At 69.8% G+C, this 20047-nt stretch carries 16 protein-coding genes; 6 read left to right on the top strand and 10 right to left on the bottom strand.

The features are described from left to right. Window position 1 precedes the first annotated feature (1 nt). The 4 genes from MFF26_RS17565 (at window position 2) to MFF26_RS17550 (ending at window position 5525) form a co-directional block, all read left to right on the top strand. Window positions 2-2992: a sarcosine oxidase subunit alpha family protein gene (locus MFF26_RS17565; RefSeq protein WP_137827147.1), complete on the top strand. Its 2991-nt coding sequence runs from the start codon at window positions 2-4 to the stop codon at window positions 2990-2992. After that, window positions 2985-3551 carry a sarcosine oxidase subunit gamma gene (locus MFF26_RS17560; RefSeq protein ID WP_137827146.1) on the top strand — a complete coding sequence of 189 codons (567 nt, stop codon included), beginning with the start codon at window positions 2985-2987 and terminating at the stop codon, window positions 3549-3551. Before MFF26_RS17565 ends, MFF26_RS17560 begins: the two co-directional genes overlap by 8 nt. After that, window positions 3548-4912: an L-serine ammonia-lyase gene (locus MFF26_RS17555; protein WP_137827145.1), complete on the top strand. Its 1365-nt coding sequence runs from the start codon at window positions 3548-3550 to the stop codon at window positions 4910-4912. Before MFF26_RS17560 ends, MFF26_RS17555 begins: the two co-directional genes overlap by 4 nt. A 391-nt stretch (window positions 4913-5303) precedes the next feature. After that, window positions 5304-5525, top strand: coding sequence for a DUF1127 domain-containing protein (locus MFF26_RS17550; RefSeq protein WP_137827144.1), 222 nt, complete (start codon window positions 5304-5306; stop codon window positions 5523-5525). Between the two features lie 5 nt (window positions 5526-5530). On the opposite strand, the gene MFF26_RS17545 is transcribed toward MFF26_RS17550, so the two are convergent. The 7 genes from MFF26_RS17545 to MFF26_RS17515 form a co-directional block, all read right to left on the bottom strand. Beyond that, window positions 5531-6055, bottom strand: coding sequence for a prolyl-tRNA synthetase associated domain-containing protein (locus MFF26_RS17545; protein WP_137827143.1), 525 nt, complete (start codon window positions 6053-6055; stop codon window positions 5531-5533). Between the two features lie 10 nt (window positions 6056-6065). Beyond that, window positions 6066-6875 carry an adenine nucleotide alpha hydrolase family protein gene (locus tag MFF26_RS17540; RefSeq protein WP_137827142.1) on the bottom strand — a complete coding sequence of 270 codons (810 nt, stop codon included), beginning with the start codon at window positions 6873-6875 and terminating at the stop codon, window positions 6066-6068. Further along, window positions 6872-8095, bottom strand: coding sequence for an electron transfer flavoprotein subunit alpha/FixB family protein (locus MFF26_RS17535; RefSeq protein ID WP_137827141.1), 1224 nt, complete (start codon window positions 8093-8095; stop codon window positions 6872-6874). The genes MFF26_RS17540 and MFF26_RS17535 overlap by 4 nt, the downstream gene beginning before the upstream one ends. Continuing rightward, window positions 8092-9990 (bottom strand): (Fe-S)-binding protein, encoded by a 1899-nt coding sequence (locus tag MFF26_RS17530; protein ID WP_137827140.1) that lies wholly within the window; start codon window positions 9988-9990, stop codon window positions 8092-8094. Before MFF26_RS17530 ends, MFF26_RS17535 begins: the two co-directional genes overlap by 4 nt. A gap of 220 nt (window positions 9991-10210) precedes the next feature. After that, window positions 10211-12253, bottom strand: a complete 2043-nt coding sequence (locus MFF26_RS17525; RefSeq protein WP_137827139.1) for an NADH:flavin oxidoreductase — start codon at window positions 12251-12253, stop codon at window positions 10211-10213. A 155-nt stretch (window positions 12254-12408) separates the two neighbouring features. Next, window positions 12409-13530 carry an FAD-binding oxidoreductase gene (locus MFF26_RS17520; RefSeq protein ID WP_137827138.1) on the bottom strand — a complete coding sequence of 374 codons (1122 nt, stop codon included), beginning with the start codon at window positions 13528-13530 and terminating at the stop codon, window positions 12409-12411. Window positions 13531-13533: 3 nt separating this feature from the next. Further along, window positions 13534-14793, bottom strand: coding sequence for an aromatic ring-hydroxylating oxygenase subunit alpha (locus MFF26_RS17515; RefSeq protein ID WP_137827137.1), 1260 nt, complete (start codon window positions 14791-14793; stop codon window positions 13534-13536). A 370-nt stretch (window positions 14794-15163) separates the two neighbouring features. On the opposite strand from MFF26_RS17515, the gene MFF26_RS17510 reads away from it, so the two are divergent. Continuing rightward, on the top strand, window positions 15164-17005 hold the full coding sequence (locus tag MFF26_RS17510) for a cation:proton antiporter domain-containing protein (RefSeq protein ID WP_137827136.1): 1842 nt from the start codon (window positions 15164-15166) through the stop codon (window positions 17003-17005). Window positions 17006-17019: 14 nt separating this feature from the next. Here MFF26_RS17510 and MFF26_RS17505 read toward each other — a convergent pair whose 3' ends face one another. Then, a complete protein-coding gene (locus MFF26_RS17505; RefSeq protein WP_373324492.1) occupies window positions 17020-17553 on the bottom strand; it encodes a phospholipase A2 family protein in 534 nt (177 codons plus the stop codon). A gap of 183 nt (window positions 17554-17736) precedes the next feature. On the opposite strand from MFF26_RS17505, the gene MFF26_RS17500 reads away from it, so the two are divergent. After that, a complete protein-coding gene (locus MFF26_RS17500; protein WP_137827134.1) occupies window positions 17737-17988 on the top strand; it encodes a hypothetical protein in 252 nt (83 codons plus the stop codon). A 14-nt stretch (window positions 17989-18002) separates the two neighbouring features. On the opposite strand, the gene MFF26_RS17495 is transcribed toward MFF26_RS17500, so the two are convergent. Further along, entirely contained in the window at window positions 18003-18932 is a 930-nt protein-coding gene (locus tag MFF26_RS17495; RefSeq protein WP_137827133.1) for an AEC family transporter, read from the bottom strand. A gap of 19 nt (window positions 18933-18951) precedes the next feature. Next, window positions 18952-19974 (bottom strand): polyprenyl synthetase family protein, encoded by a 1023-nt coding sequence (locus MFF26_RS17490; RefSeq protein ID WP_137827132.1) that lies wholly within the window; start codon window positions 19972-19974, stop codon window positions 18952-18954. Window positions 19975-20047 lie beyond the last annotated feature (73 nt).

Below are 20047 nucleotides of genomic sequence, written 5' to 3'. Positions count from 1 at the left end.
GATGGCACAGCCGTTCAGATTGTCCCGTGGCGGCCGTATCGACCGCTCGCGCCCCATCGTCTTCGAGTTCAACGGGAAGCCGATCCACGGCTACCAGGGCGACACCGTCGCCTCGGCGCTGATCGCCAACGGCATCCATCACGTCGGACGCTCGTTCAAGTATCACCGCCCCCGCGGCATCCTCAGCCACGGCCCCGACGAGCCGAGCGCGTTGCTCTCGGTCGACCGCGGCCCCGGCCGGGTCGATCCGAACAACCGCGCCTCCGTGGTCGAGGCCCGCTCCGGGCTGCGCACCCATTCGCAGAACCATTGGCCGTCGCTGGAATACGATATCGGCGCGGTCAACGACCTGCTGTCGCCGGTTTTCGTCGCCGGCTTCTACTACAAGACCTTCATGTGGCCCCGGAAGTTCTGGGACAAGGTCTACGAGCCGTTCATCCGCGCCGCGGCCGGTCTCGGCAAGGCGCCGACGCAAGCCGATCCGGATCGCTACGCCAACCGCCACGCCCATTGCGACGTGCTGATCGTCGGCGCCGGCCCTGCCGGCCTCGCGGCGGCCCTGGCCGCCGCCAAGACCGGCAAGCGCGTCATCCTGGCCGATGAGGGGCCCGAGCCGGGCGGCTCGCTGCTGCACGACCCGAATGCCGAGATCGATGGCCGCCCGGCGGCGAGCTGGCTCGAAGAGACCTTGGCCGATCTCGACGGCCGCGAGAACGTCATCCTGCTCTCCCGGACCACCGCATTCGGCTACTACAACCACAATCACGTGGCCCTGGCCGAGCGCGTCACCGACCATCTGCCGACCGCGTCGGGTCAGGCACCGCGGGAGCGCCTGTGGCAGGTGCGGGCGGGCGAGGTCGTGCTCGCCGGCGGCGCCCATGAGCGCCCCCTGGTCTTCGCCGACAACGATCGGCCGGGCATCCTCCTCGCCGAGAGCGTGCGGGTCTTCCTCAACCGCTACGGCGTCGCGCCGGGCCGCACGCTCGTCTTCGCCACGAGCGGCGCCTCCGCCTACACGGCCGCCCTCGAGGCCAAGCAGGCCGGCCTCGCCGTGACGATCGTCGATCTTCGCCTCGAGGCCGATTGCGGGCCGGAGGTGGCTCGCCTGCGCCAAGCGGGCTGCGAAGTGCTGACCGGCCACACCGTGGTCGGCTCCAAGGGCCGCAAGCGCGTCACGGGTCTCATCGTGGCGCCGGTGGGGAGCGACGGCCGGTGCGGCGGCCGTCGCGTTCTTCCCTGCGACGCGGTCGGCATGTCAGGCGGCTGGACGCCCGCCGTCCACCTGTTCTCGCAATCCCGCGGCAAGCTCCGCTACGACGACCGGCTCGACGCCTTCGTCCCGAACATCTCGGCACAGTCCGAGCGTTCGGCCGGCGCCTCCAAGGGCACCTACGATCTGGCGGACTGCCTCGCCGAGGGGTTCGCCGCGGGCGCGGCGGCGGCGGGCTCGGACGAGCGCAGGACCTTCTCCGCCACGCCGACACTCACCGGCTTCCAGCCGGTGCGGGTGATGCCGACCGATGACGATCCGAAGAAGGTGCGCGCCTTCATCGACTTCCAGAACGACGTGACCGCCAAGGACATCAAGCTCGCGGTGCGCGAGGGCTTCCAGTCGATCGAGCACGTCAAGCGCTACACCACCACCGGCATGGCGACCGACCAGGGCAAGACGTCGAACATGAACGCCCTCGGTATCGTCGCCGGGCAGCTCGACAAGCCTCTGCCCGCCGTCGGCACCACGACGTTCCGCCCGCCCTACACGCCGGTGACCTTCGGCGCCCTGGTGGGTCCCGCGCGCCACGCCCTGTTCGATCCGATCCGCACCACGCCGATCCACGGCTGGGCACAGAGCCACGGCGCCACCTTCGAGAACGTCGCCCTGTGGCGGCGCGCCTGGTACTTCCCGAAGCCGGGCGAGGATCTCCACGCCGCGGTGGCCCGCGAGTGCAAGGCGGTGCGCGAGCATGTCGGCATCTTCGATGCCTCGACGCTGGGCAAGATCGAGGTCGTCGGCCCCGACGCCGCCGAGTTCATGAACCGGATGTACGTGAATCCCTGGGCCAAGCTCGCCAACGGCCGGTGTCGCTACGGGCTGATGCTGAAGGAGGACGGCTACATCCTCGACGACGGCGTCGTCGCCCGCGTCTCGGACACCTGCTTCCACGTCACCACGACGACGGGCGGGGCGGCGCGCGTCCTCGCCCATATGGAGGATTATCTCCAGACCGAGTGGCCCGATCTCCAGGTGTTCCTGACCTCGACCACCGAGCAATGGGCGGTGATCGCGCTCCAGGGCCCGAAGGCCCGCCAGGTGATCGAGCCGCTGGTCGAGGGCATCGATCTCTCGCCGCAAGCCTTCCCGCATATGGCCATGCGCACCGGCACCATCTGCGGCGTGCCGACACGACTGTTCCGGGTCTCGTTCACGGGCGAGCTCGGCTTCGAGATCAACGTGCCGACCGACCACGCCCTGGCAGTGTGGGAGGCGATCTTCGCGGCGGGGCAGCCGCACGGCATCACCCCCTACGGCACCGAGACGATGCACGTGCTGCGGGCCGAGAAGGGCTACATCATCGTCGGTCAGGAGACCGACGGCACGGTGACGCCGGACGATGTCGGCTTGGCCGGCATGATCGCCAAGACGAAGACCGATTTCGTCGGCAAGCGCTCGCTGGCGCGCCCCGACGTCATCGCCACCACGGGCCGCAAGCAGCTGATCGGTCTCATCACCGAGGATCCCAAGACCGTCCTCGATGAGGGCGCTCAGATCGTCGCCGATCCGAACCAGCCGATCCCGATGCGCATGCTCGGCCACGTCACGTCGAGCTACTGGAGCCCGAATTGCAACCGCTCCATCGCGCTCGCGCTGGTGGCGGACGGGCGCTCCCTGATGGGGCGGACACTCCACATCACCACGCCCGACGGCTTCACCCGCGCGACCGTGAGCGAGCCGGTCTTCTTCGACACGACAGGAGAGCGCGTCAATGCTTGAGGTCCGTTACCGCACTGCCCGCGCCCTGCCGCTCGGCCGGGCCGAGGCCCGGCCGAGCGGCGTCGCGATCCGCCCCGCCGACGCCGAGGCACGGTTCGTTCTGCGGGTACGCTCAGCCGAGGGAGAGGTCGCCGGACTGCCCCTGGACCGGCCGATCAATACAGTATCGGGCGATGATCGCCGTTGGATCGCCCGCCTCGGTCCGGACGAGTGGCTGATCGGCGCCCCCGAGAGCGAGGCCGATCTGGTCGCGAATTCGGTGGCGAGCGATCTCGGCACTCGGGCGCATTCCCTCGTCGACGTGTCGCACCGCAATGTCGGGATCGATGTCGAGGGCCTCCGTGCCGCCGAACTCCTCAATGCCGGCTGCCCGCTGGATCTCGGCGAGACCGCTTTCCCGGCGGGACGCGCGACCCGCACCCTGCTCGGCAAGGCCGAGATCGTGCTGATTCGCCGCGCCGGCCCAGGGGCCCGCTACCGGGTGGAATGCTGGCGCTCCTTCGCCACCTACGTCCATGGCTTCCTCAAGGAGGCGGCTTTCGGGATCGGCGAGGGATGATCAGCGTCTTCGACCTGTTCAAGATCGGCATCGGACCGTCGAGCTCGCACACGGTCGGCCCGATGATCGCGGCCCGCCGCTTCCGCGAGCGGCTCGCTGGACAGGCCGGGATCGCCCGGATCAGCGCGGAGATCTTCGGGTCCCTCGCCTGGACCGGCCGCGGACACGGCACCGACGTGGCGATCTTCCTCGGCCTGCTGGGTCAGGATCCGGCGACCGTCGATCCCGACCGCGTGCCCGATTACACGCGTGCGCTGACCGAACGCGGCGCCCTCGATCTTCCGGGGGATGCCGGAAGCGTCACCTTCGAGCCGGCCCGCGACCTCGTCTTCAATTTCACCGAGATCCTGCCGCGCCACACCAACGGCATGCGCTTTCGCGCCCATGACGCCGGCGGCGACGTGCTGGCCGAGACGGTCTGCTACTCGATCGGTGGCGGTTTCGTGGTGGACGAGGGCGAGGCCGAAGGCGGTGCACATGACGGCGTCGCCGTGCCCCATCCCTTCGCCAGCGCCGCCGAACTCCTGGCCGTCTGTGCCGAGACAGGCCTGAGCATCGCCCACGTGCAGATGGAGAACGAGCGGGCGCTCCGCTCCGAAGCCGAGATCGAGGCCGGGCTCGACGCGATCCGCGATGCGATGCTCGCCTGTATCGAGCGCGGGCTTCGAATGGATGGCGAGCTGCCCGGCGGTCTCAAGGTGCGTCGCCGCGCCAAGCGTCTCTACGCCCAGCTCCAGGAAGGGCGGCTCTCGAACAGCCGTCCGGCCCATGAGGTCATGGACTGGATCAGCTTGTTCGCCCTCGCGGTCAACGAGGAGAACGCCTCCGGCGGCCGGGTCGTCACCGCGCCGACCAACGGCGCGGCGGGTATCGTGCCGGCGGTCCTCCGCTACATCGTCGAGTTCTGCCCCGGCTGGTGCGATGCCCACGGGCGCGACTTCCTGCTCACGGCGGCGGCCATCGGCGGACTGATCAAGCGCCGCGCCTCGATTTCCGGTGCCGAGGTCGGCTGCCAGGGTGAGGTCGGCTCGGCCGCCGCCATGGCCGCCGCAGGACTCGCCGCGGTGCTGGGCGGCAGTGCCCTGCAGGTCGAGAACGCCGCCGAGATCGCGATGGAGCACCATCTCGGCATGACCTGCGATCCGATCGGCGGGCTGGTCCAGATCCCGTGCATCGAGCGCAACGCCTTCGGGGCCAACAAGGCGGTCGCCGCCGCCTCCCTGGCCCTGCGCGGCGACGGCATCCACTACGTGACCCTGGACGAGGTCATCGAGACGATGCGGCAGACCGGCCACGACATGCAGGACAAGTACAAGGAGACCTCCCTGGGAGGGCTCGCCGTCAACGTCGCCGCTTGCTAACGGCACAAGCCGCTCGGTTCCGATCCAAGCGCTGTCCAAAATTACAGCCCCCTCTTCCACCCGGGAGAGGGGGCTTTTCGTATTGGGAAGGTGCCGGGAGGGTGTCGGCCGTTCAAAGAGGAGGCGGTCTTCGAAAAAGCCCGTATCGGGCAACCCTGGTCACGGCAGGACGAGTGGATCGAGCGGGGAGGGAGCGAAAGCCCCACCGTGCTTGATATGCATCAAAACGCGCCACCCTGCTCCGATTGATCACATTCTGCCCAATGCATGCGCGCCGAGCGCAGCTGATCTTCAGAACCGACGCTCCTCCCGCACCGCAACAAAGGTCATATTCGGACTGTGTCGAGCCGCCGAGTTCAAGTCGAGCGGCCACGGGTTCGAGGTTAATACCATGTTCATCAAGATTACGGAAAGTGTTCTCTCCTACCTCCGCACCAAGGAGATGGAAGTCGCACTCGCCGACTTGAGCGACGCGGCTCTCGACGATATCGGCCTGACCCGCGTCGATCTCGGTCGCCTGACCGTGACGGAGGAGATCGTCCTGCCGGAGATCGCTCGCTCGTCCGCGCCGCTGTTCGAGATGCCCTTTCGCCCCCTTCTGCAGGCGGCTTGATCGCTTCAAGCCACGGCTGCGGGCTCGGCGCCGGCCTCCGGCAGGGCGAAGGCCGTGGCCTCGTGACCTTCGGCGCGGAGCGCCGCCACAAGGTCGCCCGGCGCGAGGTTGAGGGTGCGGGTGCTGACCAGCGGGTGAATGTTGACGCGGGCCGCCGACAGCAGGCTGTCCTGAATGAAGACCCTCACGGTGCCGGGTTCCGCGTTCAGCGCGGCCAGGGGCGAGACGGCCCCGCTCTCCACGCCGAGTTGCTCGCGCAGCGCGTCCGCGCTCGCGAAGGACAGTCCACCGCGGGCGCCGAGCACGGATCGGAACGCCTTGAGATCGACGGCCGCGTCGTGGTGAAGGGTGACGAGGAAGTATGTCTTCTTCCCGTCGCGCAGGAACAGGTTCTTGGTGTGCGCCCCGGCAATGTCGCCGCAGACCGCCATCATCGCCTCGACGGTCAGAACCGGCGGATGCTCGAACAGCGTATAGGCGATGCCGTGCTCGCGCAGGCGGGTCAGGAGGTCGTCGGAAGTCAGTGGCATCGCGTCCGTCTCACGGGGTTGGTGTCGAAGCGTCGCTCGACGCTCCGCTGGAAGCGGCCAGCACGCCGATCTGGCGCAGGTAGGCCAGGATCTCGCGCGCGGCCTCCTCGGGATCGGGCTCCACGAGGAGACGGCCCTTGGCGGCCGAGCCCGACTCGCCGGTCGCAGCTTTCAGCCGCTCCGCCGCGGAGCCCCCGGTGGGTGCTCCCTTCACGAGCTTGGGACGACGCCGATATGGCCGCTCCTCGACGGCCATATCCGGGCCCGCGGTGAGGGTCGGGGCGGAGCCGAGGCCGTCGATGCTTCCCCGGCGAGCGCGGCCATAGGCATAGGCGAGGGGGGGCGGCGCATCCGGATGCACCGTCGCGAGGACCGGTCCGCGCAGGCTCACCCGGCGCAGGGCACCGCGGCCGAGGCTCTGATCGAGGGTCAATGTCCCCGCCCCGTCACCGGACGTCACCGCGATGACGTCGGGGATGAGCAGCAGGTCGAGCGCATCGGCCAGCGCGTAGGGGACGATCCCGCTCTCCGCACCACCCTGACCGCGCCGCCCGGCCAGGACGAGATCCGGCGCCAGCGCAGCGAGCCGGGCGATGAGGGCGGGCACCGGGTCGCCCCCCTCCGGGATTGCCACGTGCTCGATGCGGGCGAGGCCGAGACCGAGGGCCTCGCGCACCGCCGCGGCATCGGGCCCGGCATGCAGGCCGATGGCCTCGCCCAAACCTGCGGCAAGGCGGATGGCTTGCGCCTCCATGCGCGGTAGGACCGCCGCTCCGGACACCGGGTGGCGCCCGGCGGAGAGCAAAACCGCGATCTTCAAGGCGTCTCTCCCGTTTCCTGTGCCAGTAATCGCAGGAGCGCCGGCATCACGATCTGCGCATCCTGCACGATGGCGAGGCCGGCACGCTCGATCATCGCGGCATGCAGGTCGGTGTTGACCGCCACGACGTGCTCACAGCCGGCGACGCCCTGGAGGTGCTGCGGTGCCCCGGAAATGCCGAGGGCGAAGTAGCAGGTCGCGGCGAGCACCGTGCCTGAGGCGCCGACCTGGGTATGGCGCGGCATCAATCCGGCGTCGCACAGAACGCGGCTCGCCCCCGGCGTGGCGCGCAGAGCCGCAACGAGCGTCCGGAAGGTATCGAGATCGGTGATGCCGTTGCCCGCCGAGGCCACGAACTCGGCGAGCGCCAGGGGCACCGTGGCCGGATCCGCCGGAACGCGCGCGGCCGCCAGGATTCGCAGTTTGGCTGGACTCGCGGCTTCGGTCTCGACCGCCACGGGACGCGCCTCCCGCGGAGGGCCGGCATAATCGGCCACCGCATCCGGCGCGACGGTCGTGAGCAGGCCCGGCGCGATGCGCTGCTCGACCCGGCGTCCCTTGGCCGGGCGAACGAGACCGTTCGCGGCGACCACTTCGGCATTGGTGAAGAGCGGCTCGCCCATGCGAACCGCGACGCGGCGGGCGAGGTCGCCCCCGTCGAGGGATTCGGGAAACAGGATGTGGCGGGGCTTCAGACCGTTGAGCGCCGCCGCGATCCGGGCGGCCCGGCCGGCGGGATCGTACGCCTCCGTGCCGTCGTCGAGCCGGATCCACCGGTCGGCACCGGCCGGGCCGGGGCCTTCGCAGGCGCCGAGGGTGAGGAGCGCCACCGCGCCCTCGCGGCCGGCCAGGGCCCGGGCGGCACCGAGCACCTGCCGATCATGGGCCGAGAGCCGCCCGCCGGGAGCGTCCGGTACCACCGCGACGAGGAAGGCCGGATCCTCGACGATCAGGATCTTGGGGGGCGCCGGCGCCGTCGTTGCCCGCGGCTGCGTGTCGGCGATCACCGGCCCTTCGACGCGGATCACTTGGCTGAGATCGAAGCGCGGGCGCGCCTCGCCGACGACGCGCTGGCCGGCGCGCTCGGCCCGCGGATCGCGGCGCGGACGTCCGCTGCCGCTGCTGCTGCGTCGCGCGGTGCGGTCGTAGCGGGGGCGGGCGGCGCCAGCGACCTGGATGGCTGTCCGCTCGGCCCGCGGATCGCGGCGCAGGCGGGTCATCGGCCGGCCTCCACCGCCTGGAGCAGCAATTCGGCGATATCGCGGATCTCGGCCTGGCGACCGGTGACGCCCTCCAGCATCGCCGTGCAGGACGGGCAGGCGACGGCGACGATGCCGGCACCGGTCTCCGCGGCCTGGGCCATCCGCAGATCGGGGATGCGCCGTTCCCCCGGAATGTCGCTGACGGGAGCCCCGCCGCCGCCGCCGCAGCACATCGCCCGCTTGCCGGAACGGGTCATCTCGCTGCGGGTCACGCCGATCGCGTCGAGCACGGCGCGGGGCGCCTCGGTCTCCCCGTTGTAGCGGGCGAGGTAGCAGGGGTCGTGATAGGTCACGGAAAGGTCGGGCAGACGACCGGGATTGAGCTTCCCGGCGCGGATCAGCTCCAGCAGGAAGGCGGTGTGGTGGATCACCGTGAAGCGACCGCCGAGGGCCGGATACTCGTTGCGTAGGGCGTGCAGCGCGTGGGGATCGGCGGTGACGATCCGGGCGAAGCGATATTGGGCCAGCGTCGCGATGTTCTCCCGCGCCAAGTCCTGGAAGGTCGCCTCGTCGCCGAGCCGACGGGCGAGATCGCCGGTGTCGCGTTCCTCCGCGCCCAGCACAGCGAAATCGACCTGCGCCTCGCGCAAGAGGCGGATCAGGGCGCGGAGCGAGCGGCCGTAGCGGAGATCGTAGGCGCCCTCGCCGAGCCAGAGCAGGATCTCGGCGCCGCCCCGCTCAGACATCACCGGCAGCTCGATCCCGGCGGCGAAATCGGTGCGGGCGGAGAGCGGACGCCCGCCGGGATCGCCGGATTGGCGCAGCTCGGTCACCGGGCCGACCGCTTTCTCGGGAAGCGCCCCGCGTTCCAAGGTCTGATGACGGCGCAACGACACCACCGCGTCGACGTGCTCGATCATCATCGGGCATTCCTCGACGCAGGCGCGGCAGGTGGTGCAGGACCAGAGCGTGTCCGGGTGGATGCGGGCGTCGGGCCCGATCAGGCGGGCCAGGGCGCCCCGCTCGCCCTGCGCCGCCCGCCCCCCCGGATAGGGCGCACCGGCATAGGCGGGTTCGGCGGGTGAGAGGCCGGCGACGAGATCCTGGACCAGCTTCTTCGGGTTGAGCGGCTGGCCGGCGGCGAAGGCCGGGCAGGCGGTCTCGCAGCGCCCGCAGCTGACGCAGGCATCGTAGGAGAGCAGCCGGTTCCAGGTGAAATCGGCCGGCATCTCGGACCCGAGCCGGGGGGCATCGAGATCGAGGGGCTGCAGGGCGGTGTCGGGCCGGCCCTCGAACCGACCGGGCCGGGGATGGGCGACGAGATGGAGCGCGCCGGCCGCCGCGTGCCGCATCGGCCCGTGCCGCACCTCGAAGGCGAGCCCCAGCCCGCCGGCGGCGGCCAGCGCCAGGGCGAGGGGGGCGAACAGCCCGTCGATCCGCAAGGCGAGCAACAATGCGGTGATCGTGCCGCCGACGGCGTAGGCGACAAGGAGGAACGGCAGGATCTGGAAGCGCCCGGCGGAGAGGCGCTTCTGCTTCGCCGGATAGCGGCGGGCACCGACCAGCAGGGAACCGATGGCGGTGACCCCGAAGGCCAGGGCGACGACGAACCAATAGGGCCGGAAGCCGGCGAGCGGCGGCAGGATCGCCAGGGCGGTCAGGATTGAGGCCGCCAGCAGCCCGCCCGCGACCACCGCGTGCATGCGCGAGGCGTAGGCATCCCGGGCCACGACATGGTGGACATCCACCAGGTAGCGCTTGGGTAGCTTGGCGAGCCCGTCGAGCCACGCCACGGGCGCCGCAGCGCCAACCCGCCAGAGGGCCGCGCGGCGCAGACCCTGAAGCAGGGCGAGTGCCGCCATCAGCCAGACAAGGCCGGGAAACACCGTGGTCAGGGGCACGAAGCTGGTCATGACGGTGAGTCTCAAGGATGGGCGACGGTGCCGGGCGCGATCACGGGCGGGGACGGCATGCAGGAAGCGCACAGCCCTGCGCGCCGATCGCCTGATCGGAGGCCACTCCTGCCGCAAGCGGCCGGAGTGGCGGGTGAGGGTCGTTCAGGAAGGATCGGGGCCGTGCCTCCGTCCCGCCCCCACCCCTGACTCCGCCCGCGAGGGCGGAGATCGGTCTGTCTCAGAGATCCTTGCAGAGCCGCAGGGCGTCGTAGATCGCCGCGTGAATGTTGCGCCCGGCCACCGCATCGCCGATGCGGTAGAGGGCATACCCCTTCGATAGGTCGTAGGGCTGGGGCTCGCCGCGGATCATGGCTTCCTGATCCGTCTGGCCACGGTTGACGGAAGCTGCCTTCAGGCCGTGGTAGAGCCCCTCGACCGGCAGGGTGCCGTGCTCGACCACGAGGCGGTCGATGACGCGCTCTTCCTCGGCATCGGTCATGGTGTTGCGCAGGGCCGCCACCAGTCGGTTGCCCTCGGGGTAGACCTCGATCAGTTCCATGTTCGGCGTCATCACCACGCCGAGCTTGTACAGTTCCCGCAGGTGGATCGGCTGGTTTGTGGTGCCGACTTCTTCGGCGATCATGCGGTCATGCGTGGCGATCTCGACGAGGCAGCCGCGCTTGGCGAGCAGTTCGGCGACGGAGGCCGCGTTGTGCTGGCCCATCTCGTCGTAGAGCAGCACCGAGCCCGTGGGCTCGACCGCGCCGGCCAGGACTTCGGCGGTGGTGACGGCATGCTGCTCGGCACCCTTGGCATGGCCGCGGAACGGCGTGCCGCCGGTCGCGACGATCACCACGTCGGGCTTCTCCGCCAGAACGGCCTCTTCCGTGGCCTCGGTGTTGAGGCGCAGATCGACGCCGAGCTTCGTCACCTGGGCCACCAGCCAGCGGGTGATCCCCGACATCGCCTCGCGCCAGCCGGCCTTGGCCGCGAGCCCGATCTGGCCCCCGGCCTGGGCGCTCTTCTCGAACAGAACCACCGCGTGGCCGCGCTCGGCGCAGACGCGGGCGGCCTCCAGACCGCCGGGGCCGGCGCCGATCACCACGACCCGGCGGCGCACATCCGCCCGGCGGATCTCGTGGGGCATCGTCGCCTCGCGGCCGGTGGCGGCGTTCTGGATGCAGAGGGCGTCGCCGCCGACATAGATGCGGTCGATGCAATAGCCCGCGCCGACGCATTGACGGATGTCGTCGGCGCGTCCCTCGGACAGCTTCTTGACCAGATGCGGGTCGGCGATGTGGGCGCGGGTCATCGCCACCATGTCGACATGGCCCTCCGCGACGGCGCGGGCGGCGGTCGCCAGATCGGTGACGCGCTGTGCATGGAAGACCGGCACGTCGACCTCGCGCTTGATGGCGCTCGGCAGGAACAGGAAGGGGGCCACCGGGAACGACATGTTCGGGAGCGAGATCGCGTGGGCGATGTGGTCCCGCGCCTGACCGCCGAGGATATTGAGGAAGTCGACGAGGCCGCGCTTGGCGTACTCGCTGGCGATCGTCACGCAATCTTCCTGGGAGAGGCCGTCGGCGATCATCTCGTCGCCGGACATGCGGATGCCGATGACGTAGTCGTCGCCCGCTTCCGCGCGCATCGCCTCAAGCACCTCGATGCCGAAGCGCATCCGGTTCTCCAGGCTGCCGCCGTACTTGTCGGTGCGCTGGTTGACGCTCGGCGACCAGAACTGGTCGATGAGATGGCCGTGAGCGGCGGAGACCTCGCAGCCGTCGAGGCCGCCCTCGCGGCAGCGGCGTGCGGCCTGGGCGAAGCTCTTCACGACGCGGGCGATGTCCTCCTCCTCCATCTCCTTCGGGATGGTCCGGGAGGCGGGCTCGCGGCGGGGCGAGGGCGAGACCGTAGGGAGCCAGTGCTCCGTGTCCCACTTGGTGCGCCGGCCCATATGGGTGAGCTGGATCATCAGCTTGCCGCCATGGGCGTGCACCCGATCCGAGAACTGGCGGAAGAACGGGATCACCGAATCGTCGGCGACCGAGATCTGGTTCCAGGGCGCGGCGGGGCTGTCGACGGCGACAGAGGACGAGCCGCCGAACATGGTGAGCCCGATGCCGCCCTTGGCCTTCTCGGCGTGATAGAGCTGATAGCGCTCCTGCGGTTTGCCGTCCTTGCCGTAGCCGGGGGCATGGCTCGTCGACATCACCCGGTTGCGGATGGTGAGCCCCTTGATGGTGAGGGGCTTCAGAAGCGCGTCGGCATTGGCGATCACGGGACGACTCCCCAAGGCGTGAGCGATGAGCTGTTCGGGACGCTGAGGGCGCGCCCGGCCGTTTCGGGTCAGGCGACGCCGCTCGTTTCTCGTTGTGCCGCGCGGTCTCTCGACGAACCGGCGGCCCTTTCGTCGGACGGCACCCTGGGCCGCGCTCAGCGCTCGACCACGAGGTCGCTCGTCGGCTTGGAGCAGCAGAGCAGCGCCATCCCGGCATCGATCTCACGCTGGCGGATGCCGCCCGCATGGGTCATCGAGACGGTGCCGGCGGTGACCTTCGACTTGCAGGTGCCGCACAAGCCCTTCGCGCAGGACGAGGGCAGGCGGATGCCCGCCTTGCGAGCGGCGTCGAGCACCGTCTCGTTCTCGGGGCATTCGAGGACGCGGCGGGTCTTGGCGAACTCCACCCGGAAGACGCGCACGGTCGATGCGGGGGCGGCGTCGAGAACCTGCTCGGCCTGCTCGGCGGCTTCCTTCTCGGCCTCGGGCAAAGCGCCGAAATCGAAGCTTTCCTCATGGTGCCGGGCCATGTCGAAGCCGGCATCCTTCAGCATCGCCTTGACGGCGTCCATGTAGGGCTTGGGCCCGCAGACGAAGACTTCACGCTCCCGGAAATCGGGCACGGCCGCCTGCAGGATGTCGAGGGAGAGCCGGCCCTTCGGACCATTCCAGATCTCGCCGTCCGAATCCGCCTCACAGACGGCGTGAAATCGGAAGGACGGATCGAGGCGGGCCATCGTCTCGAGTTCGCCGCGGAACACGATGTCGGCGGGGGACCGGGCCGAGTGGACGAAGGCCACGTCGCGAGCCTCGCCAAGGTCGTGGAAGGTGCGCGCCATCGACATCATCGGCGTCACGCCGCTGCCGCCCGACAGGAGGAGATACTTGCGCGCCGGGTTCTGGAAGCAGGTGAAGTCGCCCATCGGCCCGAGCGCCCGGACGGTGTCGCCCACCTTCAGGGTGTCGTGCAGCCAGTTCGAGACCGGGCCGCCGGCCACGCGCTTGACCGTGAACGAGACGGTGTGCGGGCGGGTGGGCGACGAGGAGATGGTGTAGCAGCGGTGGATCGTCTCGCCGCCGATCTCGAAGGAGAAGGTCAGGAACTGACCCGGCGCGTAGGCGAAGAGACGGGGCGTCCTGGGAGCCAGGACGAAGGTCTTCACGTCGTGCGTCTCGTCGCGCACCGCGAGGCAGACCAGGGCGTCATCGGCCTCCGCATCCCAGGGCGCGGAAGCCTTGAGGCGTTGAGCGGCCGGTTCGGCGGAGGCCGGCACCATGACTCAGCGGCCCAGATGCGCGGTCATGCGACCGACATACCAGTTGCAGAACTTCTCCACGAGCATCTCGGTGTTCGGCGAGTAGGGGCCGGGCTCGTAGGCGGGCGAGCGCGCACCCTGCTGGCAGATGCCGACGAGTTCGCTGTCCTGATCGTTCGTCGCTTCCCAGACGCTGATGAGGTTGGCGAGATCGTAATCGACGCCCTCGACGGCATCCTTGTGGACGAGCCACTTGGTGCGCAGCAGCGAGCGCTCGGCATCGAGCGGCAGCACCGAGAAGGTGACGATGTGGTCACCCAGGAAATGGTGCCAGGAATTCGGCTGGGTCCAGACCGAGAGGCCGCCGAGCTTGGCATTGGTGAAGTTGCCCAGGAGCTTCTTGCAGGCCGCCTTGGTGTCGATGGTGTGGGATTCGCCCTCGCCGTCGAGCGGCAGCCGCTCGGTGCGGAAGCCCGTCACCATCGTGTCGAGCTCTTCGATCTCCCGCGAGGGCAGGCCCTCCGCCTCCCACTCGCCGTGGCGGGTCTTGAGCAGGCAGCCGTAGCGCTCGGCATTGGCCCGATCGTGCTCGTCCATCTCCTCCGGCGCGAAGCCGAAGCCGTAGGCGAAGAGCGGCACGGTCAGCTCAGGATGGTTCGCACCGCAGTGGTAGCACTCGCGGTTGTTCTCCATCGTAAGCTTCCAGTTGCCGGGCTCGATGATGTCCTTCTGGAAGGCGACCTTGGTCCCGCGCACGTTGTGCGGCTCAATATACGGGCCGAGACGGGCAGCCATCTCGTCGAAATCGGCGGGCGGCTCGGCGGCGAGGCAGATGAACAGCAGGCCCGCCAGGGACCGGACATGGACCGGCTTGAGGCCGTGGCAGCCCTTCTTGAAATCCGGCCCCATATGCTCGGCATGGATCAGGTTGCCGGTGAGGTCGTAGGTCCAGGAATGGTAGCGGCAGACGAGATTGCCGACGGTCGACTTCTCGTCGTGGACGAGGCGGGCGCCGCGGTGGCGGCAGACATTGTGGAAGGCGCGGATCTCGTTGTCGTCGTCGCGCACGATGGCGATGGAGGTCTTGCCGATATCGACGACCATGACGTCGCCGGCCTCCGGCACGTCGGGCTCGACGCCGACATAGATCCAGTGACGACCGAAGATGACCTCCATATCCGCCTCGAACACCTCGGGGCTGAGATAGAAGGGTGCCGGAAGACTATAGCCGCGGCGGCGCTCGCGCAGGAGGCGCTGCAGAGGAGTCGGCGTCACGTCGAGCATGGGGCCTCCGAAGCCAGATGCCGTATCAGGCCTCATCACTATCGCGGCTGCGCCGTCCGTCCGCTGCCATGGCAGCGACATTCGCTTGACTCGCCGCGACGTGTCTTGCGCCTTGTCGGGCCTCCGAAGGGTTGTCCCCGCGGCCCTTCCGGCCTGCCGCCGGGCGGGGGGCGCCAGCGATGACGCGAGTCGATCGGCGGGGCGGCGTGGCGGAGGGTGCGGGTTGGTAAAGCGCGAATCGGAAGAACGACTTAACGGGTGACGTGCGGCACACGCTGTTGTCCCGGGTCCGACGCGAGAGCGGACAAGGGCGGAAGAATTGCTCTAAGGAACCATCGGGGCGACCGACGCTCCGAGGGACGAACTCGCGTTGCAGCACGCCACCGGACTCATCTCGATCATCGCGCTGGGATTGGTCTGCGCCTTCATCGGCGGCATGGCGGCGCAACGGTTGAGACTGCCGCCGCTGGTGGGGTACCTCGTGGCGGGGATCGCCATCGGCCCGTTCACCCCCGGCTTCGTCGGCGATGCGGCCCTCGCGGCCCAGCTTGCCGAACTCGGCGTCATCCTGCTGATGTTCGGCGTCGGCCTGCACTTCTCGGTCAAGGACCTGATGGCGGTGCGCACCATCGCCCTGCCGGGTGCGGTCGTGCAGATCGCCGCCGCCACCGCCATGGGGGCCGGCCTCGCCGCCGCCTTCGGCTGGGGCCTGGGCGCCGGCATCGTGTTCGGGCTGGCCCTGTCGGTGGCCAGCACCGTCGTGTTGCTGCGCGCGCTCGAGGGGAGAGGTCTCCTCGACAGCGACAAGGGGCGGATCGCCGTCGGCTGGCTGATCGTCGAGGATCTCGCCATGGTCCTGGCGCTGGTTCTGCTGCCCGCGCTCGCGCCGTCCCTCGGCGGCGAGCTGCCCCAGGGCGGCGATCATGCGGCCGGGCATGCGGTCGCCCAGGGCGGCGCGTCGGCCTACGGGCTCTGGACGACCCTGGGGCTGACGCTCGCCAAGGTCGGCGTGTTCATGGCCGTGATGCTGATCGGCGGGCGCCGCTTCGTGCCGTACCTGTTGGGGCTCGCCGCCCGCACCGGTTCGCGGGAGCTGTTCACGCTGGCGGTGCTGGCGAGCGCGGTCGGCATCGCCTTCGCCTCCTCGGAGCTGTTCGGCGTCTCCTTCGCCCTCGGCGCTTTCTTCGCCGGCATGGTGCTCGCCGAATCCGACCTCAGCCATCAGGCCGCGGCCGATTCCCTGCCATTGCAGGACGCCTTCGCGGTGCTGTTCTTCGTCTCGGTCGGCATGCTGTTCGACCCCGGCATCCTGATCCGCGAGCCGCTCTCGGTCCTGGGCGTTCTCGGCGTCATCGTCATCGGCAAATCGCTCGCGGCCATCGCCATTGTGCTGGCCTTCGGCCATCCGGTCGGCACCGCGCTGACCATCGCGGCGAGCCTGGCGCAGATCGGCGAGTTCTCCTTCATTCTGGCGGGTCTCGGCATCTCGCTCAAACTCCTGCCGGAGCCCGGACGCGACCTGATCCTCGGCGGCGCGCTGCTCTCGATCACCCTTAACCCGCTCTTCTTCGCCCTGGCCGAGCGGATCGACGCTTGGCTCGGCGAACGGCCCGATTGGCGTCGGTGCCTGGAGCGGCGGGGCGCGGTCCCGCCGCCGGTGGGCGGGCACGAGCCGGGCATGCGGGGCCACGCCGTCCTCGTCGGCTACGGCCGGGTCGGCAGCGCCATCGCCAAGGCTCTCGCCGACTGGAATCTGCCCTATGTCGTGGTGGAGCGCGATCGTCGCCGGGTCGAGGAATTGCGGGCCGAGGGCGTGCCGGCGGTGTTCGGCGATGCCGCCGCGCCGGGTATCCTGGACGCCGCCGACATTGCCAGCGCCCATCTCCTCGTCGTCGCCACGCCGGATTCACACCAGGGCCGGCGCCTGCTGGCGAAGGCCCGCGGGATCAATCCCGGGATCGACAGCGTGGTGCGCACCCACAGCGATGCCGAGCGTCGTCGCCTGGAGGAAGACGGCGTCGGCCTCGTCCTCATGGCCGAGCGGGAACTGGCCCTCGGCATGATGACCTACGCGCTCCGGAGCCTCGGCGTGCGCGAGGGCGAGGCCCGGCTGTTCGTCGATACGAGCCGCGCCGAAAGTCAGGTCGCCCCGGCGACCGAGCCGGAGCAGCCCGCCCCGGAACTGCGACAGCGCCGGGACGAGACCGAGTAGATCTCCTTGCCCCTTCAGGGCTGACGACATTCCATGGCGGCGGTGGCCTGCGTCACGCTGAGCGCCCGGCGGCGGGTCTCGAGCGAAACCGACGGATCGTCCGAGACGGCGGTCGCCTCCCGACGCAGGGTCGCGTCGCAAGTGCAGGAACTGTAGCCGGCGGTGCCGTAGCAGGCATCGTGGCGCATGCAGGCGGCATCGAGCGCGTCGATCGGCGCGAGCCCTTCGCCGCGCTGGCCCTTCCCGCAATAATTGCCGTGAAACAGTTCCCGCCCGGCGACCACCCGCTGGAGATCGCCCTTCGGCGGCGCCGGGGCCTCGGCGCGACCACCGGGATTGAGTTCGTTGGCGGGGCCTCCCGCCTTCGAGCCGGACGCCCGCAGGGACTTCGGAATTCCGGAGCTCTCGTCGGGCTCGTTCAGCGCCGTGCCGGCGCGCGCATTCGGATCGGCGAGATCGGGCAGGGGCGGGGGCGGGCCGGGACGCGCGCCCGTCTCCTCGCTTGCCGGCACCTCCTCGATCGAGGGCTGCGCCGACACCGCCTGCAGCGGAACCAGGAAGATGAGTCCAATGAGGAGGAGGGCGGGGCGCACGGCGTTCTCCTGTAGGCGGGCCTCTCAACGCGAAGCTTCGCGCACCCGTTCCGGCCTCCGTAATCATCCGCGCCGTGCAACGTTTTGCCGGTTCGGCGACTTTCTCCACGGTTTTTCTCGAAGGTTCGGAATCACACCATGTCGGTACGTCTTCTCCTGTCCGCCGCTCTGCTCGTGGGCCTCGCTCCGGCGGCCCTCGCCGCGCCGATGTCGGACGACGAAAAGGCGATCCTCCAGCAGCAATGCATGGGCGACTTCACCACCTTCTGCGCCGGCCTGCCGCCCGAGGACGGTCCCGAGACGCAGGCATGCTTCCAGAAGAACATGGCCAAGCTCTCGCCGGGATGCCAGAACGCCATCCAGAGCTTCAAGAAGGGCACCAAGGGCTGACGTTCAGCCCAGCTCTACAAGGTGACCACGCGCGCGATCCCGCTGAGGACGAGGGGGATCGCGGCGAGCGCCAGGAGGGTCTGCACCGCGATGATGCCGGCCATCAATGACGCGTCGCCGCCGAGCTGACGCGCCATGATGTAGGCGGAGGACGCCGTCGGCAGCACCTGAAAGACGAGGGCCACGGTCAGGGCCGGGCCGCTCAATCCCAGGGCAAGCGCGCTCAGCATCGTGGCGAAAGGCATCGCCGCGAACTTGTACAGGGACGCGACCGCGATCGGTCCCGTCCAGAGTCGCGCGGCGCCGAATTCGAGCGCCGCGCCGATGCAGAGCAATCCAAGGGGCAGCGAGGCGGCCCCGAGCGTCCGCAGGGCCGGTTCCAATCCCGGCGGCAGCCCGAGGCCGGTGAAGCGGAAGGCGATGCCGGCGACGGACGAGACGACCAGCGGATTGGTCAGGATCTGGCGGGTGATGCCGCGCCCATCGAGACGGGCCGAGCCGTAGCGGGCGAAGACCACGACGCAGAGGATGTTGACCGTGGGCACGATCGCGGCGTTGCAGATCGCGGCAAGCGCGATACCCTTCGCCCCGAACAGGCCCGCGGCGAGCGTCACGCCGACATAGTTGTTGAACCGCACGCTTCCCTGGAACACCGAGGTGAAGGCCGGGCCGTCGATCCGCATCAGGGGCCGCAGGGCCACCACGCAGGCGGCGACCGCGACGGTCGCGACGACAAGCGTCAGGGCAAGGTCGAAAACGGGCAGCGCGTCGAGCTGCGCCGTCGCGAGGCCGTGGAAGAACAGGCACGGCAGGAGGACGAAATAGGCGAGGCGTTCGGCCTGGGGCCAGAACCGCTCGTCGAGAAAGCCGCATCGCCTCAGACCCATCCCCAGGGCGATCAGCAGGACGACCGGCAGCAATGCTAGGACGACCGGGCCGGTCACGGTCGCGAGGGGCGCGCCGTCAATGCGCCCGGGCGATACAGAAATCGACCGCCTGCAGAAGCGCCGCCTTGACCGGGCCATCGGCGAACGGGGTCAGCGCCGCGCGGGCGGCATCGCCATAATGGCGGGCCCGATCCATGGTGTCCTCGAGGGCTCGGTGGTGTCGGAGGATCGCGAGGGCCTGTTCCAGATCGCCCTCTTCCAGCTCCTCCCGCTCCAGGGTGCGGCGCCAGAACACCCGCTCCTCGTCCGAGGCGCGTCGCAGGGCCAGCACGATCGGCAGCGTGATCTTGCCCTCGCGGAAATCGTCGCCGACATTCTTGCCCAGGGCAGCGCTGGTGCCACCGTAATCGAGCACGTCGTCGATCAGCTGGAAGGCGATACCGAGATTCATGCCGTAGGCACGGCAGGCCGCCTGCTCGGCTTCGGGCCGCCCCGCCAGAACCGGGCCGACCTCGCAGGCCGCAGCGAACAGCTCGGCGGTCTTGCCGCGGATCACGGCGAGATATTCCTCCTCGGAGGTCTCGGTGTTCTTGGCGGCGGTGAGTTGCATCACCTCGCCCTCGGCGATCACGGTGGCGGCGGCCGACAGGATGTCGAGGGCGCGCAGCGAACCGACTTCGACCATCATGCGGAAGGCCTGCCCGAGCAGGAAGTCGCCCACCAGCACGCTCGCCTCGTTGCCCCACTTGATGCGGGCGGCGACGCGCCCGCGGCGCATGTCGCTCTCGTCGACCACATCGTCGTGCAGCAGGGTCGCGGTGTGCATGAACTCGACCGCCGCGGCGAGCTTCACCGCGCCGTCGCCCCCCGCGTAATCGGCGAGATCGGCGCAGGCGAGGGTCAGGATCGGACGCAGGCGCTTGCCGCCCGAGGCGATCAGATGGTTGGCCACTTCCGGAATCATCGCCACGTCGGATCCGGTGCGCGACAGGATCGTGGCGTTCACCCGTTCCATCCCGCCCGAGACGAGGCGGACGAGGTCGTCGAGGCTCGCCTCCGGTTCGGTGCGGCCTTCTTCCAACGGTACGACGACGCCCAAGCGCGGAGCCTCCGGAACCCGAGCCGGCGCAGTGCCGGACCCTCTTCCCCGTGGCGCCCCCTCTCGCACGGGG

The sequence above is a fragment of the Methylorubrum suomiense genome (assembly GCF_022179765.1).
Classification (GTDB): Bacteria; Pseudomonadota; Alphaproteobacteria; order Rhizobiales; family Beijerinckiaceae; genus Methylobacterium; species Methylobacterium suomiense.
This window is presented reverse-complemented; position numbering and strand designations above follow the sequence as displayed.

Bases quoted from the DNA above. Each gene is read 5' to 3' on its own strand.
- MFF26_RS17500 (WP_137827134.1), top strand. From the start codon at position 17,737: ATGTCGGTACGTCTTCTCCTGTCCGCCGCTCTGCTCGTGGGCCTCGCT.
- MFF26_RS17530 (WP_137827140.1), bottom strand. From the start codon at position 9,990: ATGACCAGCTTCGTGCCCCTGACCACGGTGTTTCCCGGCCTTGTCTGG.
- MFF26_RS17550 (WP_137827144.1), top strand. From the start codon at position 5,304: ATGTTCATCAAGATTACGGAAAGTGTTCTCTCCTACCTCCGCACCAAG.
- MFF26_RS17545 (WP_137827143.1), bottom strand. From the start codon at position 6,055: ATGCCACTGACTTCCGACGACCTCCTGACCCGCCTGCGCGAGCACGGC.
- MFF26_RS17515 (WP_137827137.1), bottom strand. From the start codon at position 14,793: ATGCTCGACGTGACGCCGACTCCTCTGCAGCGCCTCCTGCGCGAGCGC.
- MFF26_RS17520 (WP_137827138.1), bottom strand. From the start codon at position 13,530: ATGGTGCCGGCCTCCGCCGAACCGGCCGCTCAACGCCTCAAGGCTTCC.
- MFF26_RS17560 (WP_137827146.1), top strand. From the start codon at position 2,985: ATGCTTGAGGTCCGTTACCGCACTGCCCGCGCCCTGCCGCTCGGCCGG.
- MFF26_RS17535 (WP_137827141.1), bottom strand. From the start codon at position 8,095: ATGACCCGCCTGCGCCGCGATCCGCGGGCCGAGCGGACAGCCATCCAG.
- MFF26_RS17555 (WP_137827145.1), top strand. From the start codon at position 3,548: ATGATCAGCGTCTTCGACCTGTTCAAGATCGGCATCGGACCGTCGAGC.
- MFF26_RS17565 (WP_137827147.1), top strand. From the start codon at position 2: ATGGCACAGCCGTTCAGATTGTCCCGTGGCGGCCGTATCGACCGCTCG.